A 13,048-nucleotide genomic window follows, 5' to 3' on the forward strand; every position below is an offset into this window, starting at 1 on the left:
AGATTTGGGCGTTCCGTCATCGTTACGAGATGAGTGCCCCGCGAGCCGTAACCCCTGGGCCGCACCCGAACGGACCAGGGGCTTTCGGCATCCGAACACCCGTCCTTTAGTGATGGGTTGTCCGTATTTGTCGACGGGCCTGTAACAGCGGTTAAAGGGCGGTCGAAGCACGGGAAATTGCGGGTCATGACCCACAACACCCCGCTCTCGCCCCGCCCCCTGCACGACCTGTCCGGCCGCGGCCGGCTCCGTGTGATGACGGTCGCGCAGCTCCGCTCGCACGGCGTCCCGACGTCCGAGACGAACGAGCAGTGCCGCCCCGGCGGACCCTGGCAGCAGCTCCTCCCTGGCGTCGTCCTGCTCCACCCGGGCCCGCCGACCAGCGAGGAGCGGCTGCACGCGGTGCTGATGTACGCGGCGCGGGAGCGCGGCACGGGTGTCCCCGCCCAGCCCGGCGCGGGGAAGGGGCACGCGTCCGCCTACCCGGAAGCGATGATCACCGGCCTGGCCGCCCTGACGCTGCACGGCTTCTCCTCCACTCCCCCGCTGCCGTCCCTGGACGCGATCGACGTCCTGGTCCCGCGGTTGCGCCGGCTGCGCTCGACGGGCTGTGCGCGCATCGTCCGCGGCACCGCGCTGCCCGCCCCCGAGCAGGTGACGGGCCTGCCGGTGGCCCCGGTCGCCCGCGCGCTGGCCGACGCGGTGGCGGGCCTCTCGGACGCCGGCACCGTGCGCCGGCTGATGACGGAGGCGGTGCGCGGCGCCCACTGCGAGCCCGCGGCGGTGGTGCGGGAACTGAACCAGGCACGGCTGCTGAGCCGCCCGCACGTGGTGGACGCGGTGGAGTCCCTGCTGGCCGAGGGCCGGGTGATCGCGGAGGACCGCCTCTACCGGATGGTGCGCGAGTACGGCCTGCCCGACCCGGTCTGGAACGTGGACCTGCGCCTGCCCGGCGGCCCCTACCTCGGCGGCCTGGACGCGTACTGGCCCGACCAGGCGGTGGCGGTGGAGCTGGACACCCGGGCGCCCCGGCAGGACGACGACGCCCTGTGGTCCGAGTACGCCCGCAAGCGCGAGCACCTGGAGCGCCTCGGCATCACGGTCGTCCACATCACGCCCAGGAAGCTCCGCGACTCCCCGGAGCAGCAGGCGACGGTGGTCCGCACGGCCCTGATGGCCGCGGCCGACCGCGAACCGGCCGCGTATGTCGTGGTGCTGCCCCGGTAATGAGGGACCGGGGCAGCGCCAGGAGGGGAGAGGAGGGGCCGCCGGGTTTTCCGGCGGCCCCTCCTCGTGGGCGGGAGCCCTACTTTCCGCAGAACTCCGCCTCGATGATCGCGTCGGTGCTGCCCGACCAGTCGCCGTTGAAGTTGACGGCCAGGGAGTGCCGGCCGTCCTCCGTCGTCACGGCGTCCGAGTTCCAGCCGAAGATGCCGCCGTCGTGGCCCCAGACGTGGACGCCGCAGCTGAGCTCGCGGTCGACGAGCCCCAGACCGTAGCGGCTGGTCTCCCGGCTGGACGGGACCGTGGTCTTCATCTCCTTCAGCTGCTCGGGCGGGAGCAGCCTGCCGCGGAGCAGGGCCGAGTAGAAGCGGTTCAGGTCGGCCGAGCTGGAGACCATCTGGCCCGAGCCGTAGGCCAGACGCGCGTTCAGTTCCGTGACGTCGTACGTCGGGCCGGTGTCCGTCCTGGCCAGCTTGGAGTAGGCGCGGCTGCTGGGCCGGGGCAGGGTGACCCGGGTGGTGGGGACGGAGGTGGAGGTCAGGTGCAGCGGGGCGATGATCCGCCGGTCGATCTCGTCGCCGTAGTCGTCGTTGCCCGTGACCTTCTCGATCACCCGCGCGGCCAGGAGGTAGTTCGTGTTGGAGTACTCGAACGACGTGCCGGGCGCGAAGTACGGCTCGTTCGCCAGGGCGTGGGCGAGCAGCTCCTCGGGTTCCGCCTCGTCGAACCGGTGCTTCAGGAAGCCGTCCGCGGTCATGTAGGTCCGCTGGAATCGGGCGTCTTCGAGGTAGTCGAAGATGCCGCTGGTGTGGTTCAGGAGCCGGCGGAGGGTGATCTCACGGCCGTCGTGGCCGTTGCCCCGGACAACGCCCGGCAGCCACTTCTCGACAGTGTCGTCCAGCGACAGCCTCCCCTCCGCCTCCAGTTGCAGGACGACGGTGGCGACGAACGTCTTGGAGATGCTGGCGACGCGGTAGCGGTCGCGCGTCGAACGCGGTGTGCCCGTCTCGAGGTTGCCGACCCCGGCGGTGGCCGCCCAGGTGCCGTGCCCCTGCTGCACCCGCACGGTCACGCCCGGGACGCCGTCGGCGACCGCGGCCCGCACCGCCTGCCGGGTCGTGCCGTGGTCGCCGGTGGGCGGGGCCGCGACCGCGGGGCCCGCGAGGGCCGCCGACAGTGCCACGGCCGTCGCCGCCGTCAGGATCGTGCGTGTGCGTCTGTTCATGTCAGGTACCCCCGTCACGTCGAGCGGTGTCAGGGGGTGGGACCCGAGGCGCCGGGCCGGAGTTGACCGGCCCGGGCGGGGTTGGGCGGGAATCAGCCCTTCTTCAGCACCAGCTCGGTGTTGCGGTCCTCCGGGTCGCCGCCGAGGGTCGTGCTCGCGCCGGGGGCGTTGAGGGACAGCTCGCGGTAGAGGGCCGCGAGGCCGGTCTGGGAGAGGTCGGAGAAGTCCGTGCGGTGCGGGGCCGAGGACTCCACCAGCGTGGTGAACAGGGAGACCGTGCCGTCCTTGTTGTCGGTCAGCTCGATGACCCGGGCGAGCTGGGGGAAGTCGACGTGGGAGGCCGTGGAGATCTCCCAGAAGGAGCCGCCGCCGGACAGGGAGTGCGGGGTGATGACGTTCTTGTGGATGTGGCCGTTCACCCAGGCGAGCACGTTGCGGTGGCCGCCGAGGAGGGCGAGGACCTCCTGGCCGTTGTGCCGGCGCTCGTGGGGGCGGGCCGGGTCCGGGCGGGTGTTCGTCATCGTCTTGCTGGTGTGATGGCTGAAGATCACCGCGTGGGAGTCCTTGTTCTCCCGCAGGGTCCGGTCGAGCCACTTCAGCTGGGCCGTGCCGAGCGAGCCCTCGTAGTGGCCGCCCGCGTCGGTGGTGTCCAGGCTGATGCCGATGACGTCGTCGGAGATGCGGAAGGCGTAGTACTGGGTGCCCGCGTCGAGGTTGGCGGAGGAGTAGCCGTGGCCGGCCGGGCCGACGCCGCGGTAGGCCGGGTCCAGGTGCGCCTGGAGGTACTCGGCGGGTGTGAAGGGGGCGCGGCTCTCGTCGGGGGTGACCGAGCGCATGGCGCGGGCGTGGGACTTCAGGAAGTCCTCGTAGCGGACGCCCTCGGGGTCCCGGGCCTTCTTGATGAGGGTCTGGAGCCGCTGGGCCTCGGCCGCGGACACGTCCATCAGCTTCTTGCCGCCGACGGCGAGTTCGGTGAGGTAGGAGTCACCGTGCGAGGCGTAGCAGCCCATCGGCAGGGAGTCGTGGTTACCGACGGTGGAGTACCAGGGCAGGTTGAGGCCGGGGCTTCGCACCTCGCGGATCGCGGCCTCGAGGAAACCGTCGAGGCGGGGGAAACCGGCCTGCTTGTCGGTGTCGCGGACGGCGGCGTCCGGCTGCCAGTACTGCTTGAGGCCGCTGTTCTGGACGCCCTCGTACCGTCGCGGGTCCCCGGAGTTGGGTGAGATGCGCCCGCCGCTCATGACCTTCAGGAACCACTCCAGCTCGGACTTGGCGTTGTTGTCCGTGTTGTCGCCGGTGGTCATGGCGAAGTGCAGCGGGGCGCCGGTGACGGGGGCGCCGCGCAGCGCGTTGATCCGCTCCACGAGCGCGATCGCGCCCTGCACGGTCAGCGCCTCGTGCGGCCGCCAGGCATGGATGTCGGCCGAGCGCAGGTACTCCAGGCGCAGCGGGTGCTGGGCGTCGATGATGTGCAGGTCGGTGAGCTGCACGAACGCCGCGAGCGCGGTACGGCGCCCGGCGCGGCCGGACTTGGGCGCGGCCAGGTCGGAGCGCACGACCCGCTGCCAGCCGGGTCCGTCGCCGAGGCGCCGGTAGCCGGAGCCGCGCGGCGTGGCCACGGACGCCAGGGTCGTGCCCTTGGTGTAGGGGGCCAGCGGCGCGGCCGGTGCCCGGCGGGAAGAGGCGGCGACGGCCTCGGTGGTCTCCTTGGCGGTGGCGGCCTGGCTGTCGCTGGGCCGCAGGGCGTAGCCGACGCCCGCGGACAGGGCGACCGCTCCGGTGGCGGCGAGGACGGAACGACGGTGGATGCCCTGGCCGGAGCCGGCGACTGAGCGTGTGCGCGACATGCGCTTCTCTCCCCGAGTGCGAACGCGTCGGCAGTGGTCGCGGGATGTCCGGCACGCGAACATCCCGCTCGTACTGGATCGTTGGCACCGGGAATGACCTGCGCGTAAACGGGGCGGCAACGCGCAGCGCCGATCACCGTACGTGGATCTTGGACTACCCTGCGCGTCCCCGGCCGCTCCTGGAACGGCCCGGAGCCGGTCACGCGGTGTTCACCTTCCGGGGCAGTGCACCTATTCGGCGTCCTCCAGGACGTCGGCGAGCCGTCCGGTGGCCGGCCGCTCCCGCCACAGGCGCAGTGCGATGTCGACCATCCGCACCCGGACCAGTCCGGGCACCGCGTCCAGGTCCTGCCAGGCGGCGAGGTCGGTGGACCCGCCCACCTCGTTGCGGAGTTCGCCGCCGATGATCCGGCCCTCGTAGACCAACCGGACGCCGTGGTGGTCGACGGCGCGTCCGAAGCCGTCACGGAAGGTGTGGCGGGAGGAGTCCACGCCGAGCAGTCCGGTGACCTCGATGCGGTAGCCGGTCTCCTCCTCGACCTCCCGCCGCACGGTGTCGCAGGGGTCCTCGCCGTGCTCCATGCCGCCGCCGGGCACGACCCACTCGGGGGTGCCGTCGGGAGCCGGGGAGCGGGCGAGCAGGATCTGTCCGTCACGGACGCATATGGCGTAGGCCGCCACCCTCAACTTCTGTCGCACTCCGGGACGTTAACCGATTTCGCCGCCTTCGGGACTCATGCCCGCAAAACGCATCGCGGGTTTTCCCCATACATCCATTTCGATTCGGTCAACCCTCCCCAAAGAACCTCACCTTGCGTAAAGCTGTGCGATCGTCCGGGCCTGCGATCCGGACGGTCGCGACCAGGGCCGATCGGTTCCGGTCGCTCCCGCTCGTTCCTTTACCTACAAGGGATGCCGATGACCAACACCCCCCAGCGTGACCTGATATCGGCCCGGAGACGCGTGGCGCGCGTCGCCGTGGCCGCCGGTCTCGTCGCGGCGCTCTCCGCGGCCGGGCCGGTCCCCCTGGCCTTCGCCGCCGACGAGCCGGGCGCGTCCGCCCCGGCCGACCGCGACGTCAAGTCGGCGCACGACAAGCTCGGTTCGGGCGACGCGGACCTGCTCGCCGAGGCCAAGGCCGACGGCGACAAGACCGTCACGATGATGATCGCCACCGCGCCCGGGCAGACCGAGCAGGTCGCCGGGCAGCTGGACGCGGTCAAGGGCGGCTCGGTGGGCCGGGCCGACGACAAGCTGGGCTACGTCCGCGCCACCGTCCCGACGTCCCGGGCGGACTCGGCCATCGCCGCCGCCGCCAAGCTCTCCTCGGTGCACGGCATCGACCTGCGCGAGGAGATACCGCTGGACGACCCGACGCCGGCCGCGGACGCGGCCAAGGGCGCCAAGGCCGCCGCGGGGACCTATCCGGCGCCGGGGAAGAAGACCCCCGCGGAGAACCCGTACAACCCGTCCTTCGAGACGGGCGCCGTCGACTTCGTCGAGGACAACCCGAAGGCGGACGGCCGCGGCATCACCATCGGCATCCTGGACTCCGGCGTCGACCTGGGCCACCCGGCGCTCCAGAAGACCACGACCGGCGAGCGGAAGATCGTCGACTGGGTGACGGCGACGGACCCGATCGTCGACAACGACAACACCTGGCGCCCGATGGTGACGGCCGTGTCCGGCCCGGCCTTCACGTACCAGGGCCAGTCGTGGAAGGCACCGGCGGGCTCGTACGCCGTCAGCGTCTTCAAGGAGTCGTACACCACCGGCGGCGACGCGGCGGGCGACGCCAACCGCGACGGTGACACCACCGACGCCTGGGGCGTGCTCTACGACGCGGCGGCCGGCACGGTCCGGGTCGACCTGAACAACAACTTCGACTTCGGCGACGACGCCCCGATGAAGCCGTACAAGGACGGCCACCGGATCGGGTACTTCGGCACCGACGACCCGAAGACCGACGTCGCCGAGCGGCAGCCGTTCGTCGTGGAGATCCGCAAGGACGTCCCGATGGACCCGCTGGGCGGCTCCTGGGTCGGGAAGAAGTCCGACTTCGTCAACATCGGTGTCATCGAGTCCGAGCACGGCACGCACGTCGCCGGCATCACCGCCGCGAACGGCCTGTTCGGCGGCAGGATGAACGGTGCGGCTCCGGGCGCCAAGCTGGTCTCGTCACGCGCCTGCACCTGGTCCGGCGGCTGCACCAACGTCGCGCTCACCGAGGGCATGATCGACCTCGTCACCAAGCGCGGCGTCGACATCGTCAACATGTCCATCGGCGGCCTGCCGGCGCTGAACGACGGCAACAACGCGCGCGCCGAGCTGTACACGCGCCTCATCGACGAGTACGGCGTCCAGCTGGTGATCTCCGCGGGCAACTCCGGCCCCGGCACCAACACCATCGGCGACCCGGCCCTGGCCGACAAGGTGATCTCGGTCGGCGCGTCCGTCTCCAAGGAGACCTGGGCCGCCAACTACGGCTCGGCCGTGGAGAAGAAGTACGCGCTGATGCCGTTCTCCTCGCGCGGCCCGCGTGAGGACGGCGGCTTCACCCCGACCCTGGTCGCCCCGGGTGCCGCGATCAACACCATCCAGACCTGGATGCCGGGCGCCCCGGTCGCCGAGGCGGGCTACACCCTGCCGGCCGGCTACGCCATGCTCCAGGGCACCTCGATGGCCTCCCCGCAGGCCGCCGGTGCCGCCGCGCTGCTGCTGTCGGCCGCGAAGCACAAGGGCATCGACCTCTCCCCGGCGACCCTGCGCACGGCCCTCACCTCGACCGCCGACCACATCAAGGGTGTGCAGGCGTACGAGGAGGGCGCGGGCCTGATGAACATCGAGGACGCCTGGGACTCGATCCGCGACGGCGCCACCTCCCACGCGTACACGGTCAAGGCGCCGGTCGACACGGCGATCGACCAGTTCCTGAAGACCCCCGGCTACGGCACGGGCCTGTACGACCGTGAGGGCGGCCTCAAGGCCGGCCAGAAGAAGACGTACGAGGTCACCATCACCCGTACGTCCGGCGCCGACAAGGCGATCCGGCACGAGCTGCACTTCGAGAACAACGCGGGCGGCACGTTCCGGATCGTCGGCTCCGACGAGGTGAAGCTGCCGCTCAACCAGCCCGTCACCGTCAAGGTCCAGGCCGCGCCGAAGTCCGCGGGCATCAAGAGCGCGATCCTGGAGGTCGACGACCCGAGGACCGAGGGCATCGACAAGCAGGTCCTGAACACGGTCGTGGTCGCGGCGCCGCTGAAGTACACGTTCTCCGCGTCGGATTCGGTGCAGCGCAACAGCTCGCGGCACTACTACGTCACCGTCCCCGAGGGCGCGAAGACGCTGGAGGTCGCGCTGGGCGGGCTGAAGGACAAGAGCCAGACCCGGTTCATCGCCATCCACCCGTACGGCGTCCCGTCCGACCCGACGTCGACGATCAACTGCTACCCGAACTACTCCAACCCGGCCAACACCTGCCGCCCCGACCTGCGTTCCTACGCGGACCCGCAGCCGGGCGTGTGGGAGATCGAGGTCGAGTCGCGCCGTACGTCGCCGCTGCTCGACAACCCCTACGAGCTGGACGTCGCCGTGCTCGGCGCGGCCTTCGACCCGGAGACCGTGACCGTGCACGAGGCGAAGGTCGGCACCCCGGCCGCCGCCTCCTGGAAGGTGACGAACGGCTTCGCCGCGATCGACGGCAAGCTGGTGGGCGGTCCGCTCGGCTCGTCGAAGACGACCCGGCCGTCGATCAAGCAGGGTGAGACGCAGACCACCACGGTCGAGGTGCCCGCGGGCGCGAAGTCGCTGGACGTGGCCATCGGCCGCGTCTCGGACGCCGCCGCGGACCTGGACCTCGCGGTCTACGACGCCGCCGGCAAGCAGGTCGGCAGCTCCGCCGACGGCGACTCGGAGGAGTCGGTCTCCGTGCCCTCGCCGGCCGCCGGCACGTACACCGTCAAGGTCGTCGGCTACTCGGTGCCGGCCGGCACGACCGAGTACGACTACCAGGACGTGTTCTTCGCCCCCTCCCTCGGCAGCGTCACCGTCGACGGGTCGACGCCGGTGAAGCTCGGCACGGGCGACTCGGCGACGGTCTCGGGCAGCGTCACCGCCGCGGCGGCCGCGCCCGAGGGGCGTGAGTTCTTCGGCGAGGTCCAGCTGGTCAACGCGCGCGGGACGGCCGCGGGCGTGGGCAGCGTGAAGATCGAGAAGGTCGTGCCGTAGCGGCCCTCAGCGGTCGTACGGCATCGGAGGGCGGGTGTCCCGGCTGGGCGCCCGCCCTCGCTGTTTCCGTCCTCAGGTCACTCGCAGGGAAGGGTCGCCGACTCGGGCAGGGCGGCGGTGATCCAGGCGCGCTGGGGGGCGATCTCCTTCTCGCCGACGCTCCACAGGTCCGGCTGGGCCTGCCCGCGCGTGATCCCGACGAGGACGTGGTCGCCCGGCCGCAGCCGGGGGCCGGCGTCCTCGTCCATGGGGAAGACGATCCGGTCCCGGCCCTTGGCGGGCTTGTAGTAGCGGTCCACGTCGAGGGTGACGCGGTCCTGGCGGGCGCCGGGGACCGGTTCGACCTCCGCGACGGTGCCCTCGGCCACGAGCCGGGCGCAGGCGAGGTAACCGGCGTGGCCGGGCTTGGACTCCGCCTCGCCGCGCGCCGGACCGGCCGCGGTGTCGGCCGTCGACCCGGCCGAGTCCTGCCCCGACCCGTACCCGCCCTGCACGACGAGCCACCCCATGCCCACGACGACGGCGGCGGCCACGGCAGCGGCGAGCCCGCGCAGGACCAGGACGCGGGGCCGGGGCCGGTTCCGCCGCCCGGGCGGATCCCCGTCCGCCCGTGACCGGCCCACGGGCAGCCCCCTCACCGACGGGTCGACGACCGCCTCCGTGTCGCGCGCCAGGGTGTCTCCCAGGAGCTGCAGCTGTGACCGCAGCAACGCCACATCCGCCGCGGCCGCTCGGTGGGCCGTCATGAAGGTCGGGTCCCGGTCGGCGCCCTCCGGGAGTGGTTCGTCGGTGACTGCTGCCATCAGCGCGTCCATGCCGTCGTAACCGGCGTCGCGCCGGTCGTCGTCGTTCCGGGCGGTCACGTCACACCACCTCGTCCTCGTGCAGGCGGGCGCGCAGGGCCCGTACCGCCGTGTGCAGCCTGCTCTTGACCGTGCCCTCCGGGACGCCGAGCTGCTCGGCGATGGACCGGACCGGCAGGTCGGCGTAGAAACGCAGCACGACGACCTGCCGCTGGGCGTCGGGCAGCTCGTCCAGGCCCTGGGCGACGGCGACGGACAGCACGCTGGTGTCCTCGCCGGAGGGATGCGCCGGCTGCCGCAGGGCGGCCAGCCGCTCCCCGAGGCGCTCCTGGCGGCGCTTGGCCCGGTGCCAGTCCATCGCCAGGTTGGACGCGACCACCGCCGCCCACGCCGATACGTCCCGCGGCGCCTCCCGGCCGCTCGCGGCGCGCTCCAGCAGCCGCAGGCGGACCTGCTGCACCCCGTCCGGCAGGTCCGCCTGCGGCACCCCGCCCAGCGCGAGCACCGCCCGCACCCGGCGCTCCTGTGCCGCGTCCAGCGGATCGTCGCCGGTACCGGCGTGCGCCTCCCGGACGCGCCGGGCCCTTCCGCGCAGCAGCACAAGCCACCCCCCTCACCGTGTTTCTCCTACGACGCCGGCACGGCCCGGAACGTTCGGTCTTTTTTTCCGGCAGGGCGACAGAGGCGTACGTCACACTCCCGTGTGGCCGAGAGCAACAGGGGCAGGCGACCTTGCGGCGTATGCCCCCCGGCAAACGAATTTCTCCAGCTCAGCGGGGGTGGGCGCCGGACGTCCGCAACCATGGAACGGGACACGTCGTCCCACTCCCCGGGCAGACCGGGGAAAGAAGTGGACAGGCGGGCCTTGGTCGGCCGCATGATGGAAAAGCCTCGGCCAAGCAACGAGCACGTGAAGAGACGCAGGAGAGGGAGTCGCCGTGAGGGTCGGAATCGTCGGAGCCACCGGACAGGTGGGCACGGTCATGCGCAGGATCCTCACGGACCGGAACTTCCCGGTCACCGAGCTGCGCCTGTTCGCCTCGGCCCGTTCCGCGGGCACGCAGCTGGACGGCGTGACGGTGGAGGACGCGGCGACCGCCGACTACACCGGCCTGGACATCGTGCTGTTCTCCGCGGGCGGTGCCACGTCCAAGGCGCTGGCCGAGAAGGTCGCCTCCCAGGGCGCCGTCGTGATCGACAACTCCTCCGCGTGGCGCAGGCACCCGGAGGTGCCCCTGGTCGTCTCCGAGGTCAACCCGCACGCGATCGCGAACCGCCCCAAGGGCATCATCGCGAACCCGAACTGCACGACCATGGCCGCGATGCCTGTCCTGCGTCCGCTGCACGACGAGGCGGGCCTGGAGGCCCTGGTCGTCGCCACGTACCAGGCGGTCTCCGGCTCCGGCCTCGCGGGCGTCGCCGAGCTGCACGGCCAGACGCAGAAGGTCGTCGCCGAAGCGGACAAGCTGACGCACGACGGCGAGGCGGTCGACTTCCCCGAGCCGGGCGTCTACAAGCGGCCCATCGCCTTCAACGTGCTGCCCCTGGCCGGCAACCTCGTCGACGACGGTCTGAACGAGACCGACGAGGAGCAGAAGCTCCGCAACGAGTCCCGCAAGATCCTGGAGATCCCCGAGCTGAAGGTCTCCGGCACCTGCGTGCGCGTCCCGGTCTTCACCGGCCACTCCCTCCAGGTGCACGCCCGTTTCTCCCGCCCGATCACCCCCGAGCGCGCGACGGAGCTGCTGGCCGACGCCCCGGGCGTCGTCCTCACCGACATCCCGACCCCGCTCCAGGCCGCCGGCAAGGACCCGTCCTACGTCGGCCGCATCCGCCGTGACGAGACGGTGGACAACGGCCTGGCCCTGTTCGTCTCCAGCGACAACCTCCGCAAGGGCGCCGCGCTGAACGCGGTCCAGATCGCGGAGCTGGTGGCGGCGGAGCTGAAGGGCTAGTCCCTGCGCACCTCGTAGAGGAAACACCCGTACTCGACGGCCCGGACGTGGACGAGCGCCACGGCCGGGTCGTCGAACGCTTCCGCGAAGGCCTGCTCGAAGGTCTCCGGCTCCTCGACCAGCCGCCCGCCCAGGATGTGGCCCTCGGCGGAGTACCGGCGGACCGTCCGGTGGGCGTTGGTGAAGGGCAGGGCGGCGCCGGTGTCCGGGCCCGGGCAGTCGTCGGCGTGGACGAAGACCGGGCCCACCTCGTCGTACGCGCCGGGGTCGGCGCCCTTTTCCGCCGCCCAGCGGCGTAGCGGGGCGTAGGAGACCAGGGCGATGCGGTCGCCCGGCTCGCTGCGGCCCAGGCAGCAGCGCAGCGGTGCCCCGCCCTCGGTGTCGGTGAAGGGTGCCGTGGGGCGGCCCGCGTCGTCCGTCGTGCGGAGTTCCTTCAGGACGCGCGGGGCGATGGGTCGTGCGGTGTACGTCGTCGTCATGTTCCTCAGGCTCGCGCGCCCGGGTCCTCCGCACCGGCGGTATCCGGACGTCGTGCTGCTCCCGCCCCGGGCCGCCCGGCCCGTACGACCGCCGGCAGGGCCAGCAGCGCCAGCCCGCCGCCCACGCAGAGCACCGCCGTCGGGCCCAGGGCGTCGGCGACGCGGCCCCCGGTGAAGGCGCCCAGCGCGATCCCCGTGTTGAAGACACCCGCGAAGAGCGCCGACCCGGCCTCGCGGGCCCGCGGCGCGGCGGCCGACAGCCAGTTCTGGGCGGAGACCGAGACGCCCCCGTAGACCAGGCCCCAGACGACGAGCAGCAGCGTCGAGGCGGCGAGTGAGCCCGCCGCCGGGACCATCAGCAGGACGACCGTGCCCAGCCCGGCCGCGATGACCAGCAGGGCCCGGCGTGGGTCGCGGGCCGCCAGCCACCCGCCCGCGAACGTGCCGGCGACTCCGGCCAGGCCGTAGCCGAGGAGGAGGGTGCTGATCGTTCCCGCTCCCAGGCCGGGGACGCGTTCCAGCACGGGACGGACGTAGGTGTACGCCGTGAAGTGGCCGGTGACCAGCAGTGCCGTCGCCAGCAGGCCCCCGGAGACCACCGGCGTGCGCAGCAGGGCCGGGAACGTGCCGAGCCTGACGGGGCGTTCGGGCGGCAGCGGCGGCAGGGCGAGGGCCAGGGCTCCGGCGACGGCCACCGCGAGGACGGCCAGGGCGGCGAACGCCCAGCGCCAGCCCGCGAGTGATCCGAGGAGGGTGCCGGCGGGGACGCCCAGCACCGAGGCCACCGCTATCCCGCTGAAGATCAGCGCGGTCGCCCGGCCCGCCCGGTCCGGCGCCACCAGCCGGGTCCCCAGCCCGGCCGCGATCGCCCACACCCCGCCGATGCACACCCCGACCAGGGCACGGGCGAGCAGGAGGACGGCGATGTGCGGGGCCAGGGCGGACAGCACATTGGCGGCCGCGAGCAGGATGAGCAGCGCGCACAGCACCGTGCGCCGGTCGGCTCGGCGGGCCGCGACCGGCAGCAGGGGGGCGCTCGCCGCGGCGACCAGGCCGGGCAGGGTGACGGCGAGCCCGGCGGTGCCCGCGGAGACGTGCAGGCCGGTGCCGAGCGAGGTGAGCAGGCCGACCGGGAGCATTTCGGTGGTGACGACGGAGAAGGTGGCGGTGGCCAGGGCCAGGACGGCGGGCCAGGGGCGCGCCGTCCTGCCGGTGCCGGTCTCCGGCACGGTGGTCATGGAGGACGGGGAGCTCGTGGAGGGCATGCCTCCACCCTTTGGCGCGG

General features: G+C 72.5%; 10 protein-coding genes. 3 read left to right on the plus strand and 7 right to left on the minus strand.

Annotated features, from left to right (window positions below; genetic code table 11):
* Nucleotides 1-186 precede the first annotated feature (186 nt).
* Nucleotides 187-1,227 (plus strand): hypothetical protein, encoded by a 1,041-nt coding sequence (locus GTY47_RS23270; protein WP_010046668.1) that lies wholly within the window; start codon nt 187-189, stop codon nt 1,225-1,227.
* A gap of 79 nt (nt 1,228-1,306) precedes the next feature.
* On the opposite strand, the gene GTY47_RS23275 is transcribed toward GTY47_RS23270, so the two are convergent.
* The 3 genes from GTY47_RS23275 to GTY47_RS23285 form a co-directional block, all read right to left on the minus strand.
* Nucleotides 1,307-2,449 carry a serine hydrolase domain-containing protein gene (locus GTY47_RS23275; RefSeq protein ID WP_010046672.1) on the minus strand — a complete coding sequence of 381 codons (1,143 nt, stop codon included), beginning with the start codon at nt 2,447-2,449 and terminating at the stop codon, nt 1,307-1,309.
* Between the two features lie 92 nt (nt 2,450-2,541).
* On the minus strand, nt 2,542-4,296 hold the full coding sequence (locus GTY47_RS23280) for a TIGR03767 family metallophosphoesterase (RefSeq protein ID WP_010046675.1): 1,755 nt from the start codon (nt 4,294-4,296) through the stop codon (nt 2,542-2,544).
* A 231-nt stretch (nt 4,297-4,527) separates the two neighbouring features.
* On the minus strand, nt 4,528-4,995 hold the full coding sequence (locus GTY47_RS23285; protein ID WP_231911176.1) for an NUDIX hydrolase: 468 nt from the start codon (nt 4,993-4,995) through the stop codon (nt 4,528-4,530).
* 219 nt (nt 4,996-5,214) lie between these two features.
* Here GTY47_RS23285 and GTY47_RS23290 point away from each other — a divergent pair, with 219 nt between their 5' ends.
* Complete coding sequence (locus tag GTY47_RS23290) at nt 5,215-8,526, plus strand: S8 family serine peptidase (protein ID WP_010046679.1); 3,312 nt, start codon at nt 5,215-5,217, stop codon at nt 8,524-8,526.
* A 77-nt stretch (nt 8,527-8,603) separates the two neighbouring features.
* Here the strand turns inward: GTY47_RS23290 and GTY47_RS23295 are convergent, their stop codons facing one another.
* Complete coding sequence (locus GTY47_RS23295; RefSeq protein WP_010046680.1) at nt 8,604-9,389, minus strand: hypothetical protein; 786 nt, start codon at nt 9,387-9,389, stop codon at nt 8,604-8,606.
* A gap of 1 nt (nt 9,390) precedes the next feature.
* A complete protein-coding gene (locus tag GTY47_RS23300) occupies nt 9,391-9,927 on the minus strand; it encodes a sigma-70 family RNA polymerase sigma factor (protein ID WP_029181643.1) in 537 nt (178 codons plus the stop codon).
* A gap of 340 nt (nt 9,928-10,267) precedes the next feature.
* Here GTY47_RS23300 and GTY47_RS23305 point away from each other — a divergent pair, with 340 nt between their 5' ends.
* A complete protein-coding gene (locus GTY47_RS23305; protein ID WP_010046685.1) occupies nt 10,268-11,284 on the plus strand; it encodes an aspartate-semialdehyde dehydrogenase in 1,017 nt (338 codons plus the stop codon).
* Here the strand turns inward: GTY47_RS23305 and GTY47_RS23310 are convergent.
* Nucleotides 11,281-11,763 carry a DUF1203 domain-containing protein gene (locus GTY47_RS23310; protein WP_010046688.1) on the minus strand — a complete coding sequence of 161 codons (483 nt, stop codon included), beginning with the start codon at nt 11,761-11,763 and terminating at the stop codon, nt 11,281-11,283. The two genes, GTY47_RS23305 and GTY47_RS23310, sit on opposite strands and share 4 nt — an antisense overlap.
* Before the next feature lie 5 nt (nt 11,764-11,768).
* The gene (locus GTY47_RS23315; RefSeq protein ID WP_010046691.1) at nt 11,769-13,028 is read right to left on the minus strand and encodes an MFS transporter; all 1,260 of its coding nucleotides are present in this window, start codon (nt 13,026-13,028) and stop codon (nt 11,769-11,771) included.
* Between the last annotated feature and the right edge of the window lie 20 nt (nt 13,029-13,048).

The sequence above is a fragment of the Streptomyces sp. SID5464 genome, from assembly GCF_009862985.1.
GTDB classification, from domain to species: Bacteria; Actinomycetota; Actinomycetes; order Streptomycetales; family Streptomycetaceae; genus Streptomyces; species Streptomyces chartreusis_D.

Coding starts and splice junctions, on each gene's coding strand:
- GTY47_RS23270 (WP_010046668.1), top strand. CDS start 187: ATGACCCACAACACCCCGCTCTCGCCCCGCCCCCTGCACGACCTGTCC.
- GTY47_RS23275 (WP_010046672.1), bottom strand. CDS start 2,449: ATGAACAGACGCACACGCACGATCCTGACGGCGGCGACGGCCGTGGCA.
- GTY47_RS23315 (WP_010046691.1), bottom strand. CDS start 13,028: ATGCCCTCCACGAGCTCCCCGTCCTCCATGACCACCGTGCCGGAGACC.
- GTY47_RS23280 (WP_010046675.1), bottom strand. CDS start 4,296: ATGTCGCGCACACGCTCAGTCGCCGGCTCCGGCCAGGGCATCCACCGT.
- GTY47_RS23290 (WP_010046679.1), top strand. CDS start 5,215: ATGACCAACACCCCCCAGCGTGACCTGATATCGGCCCGGAGACGCGTG.
- GTY47_RS23310 (WP_010046688.1), bottom strand. CDS start 11,763: ATGACGACGACGTACACCGCACGACCCATCGCCCCGCGCGTCCTGAAG.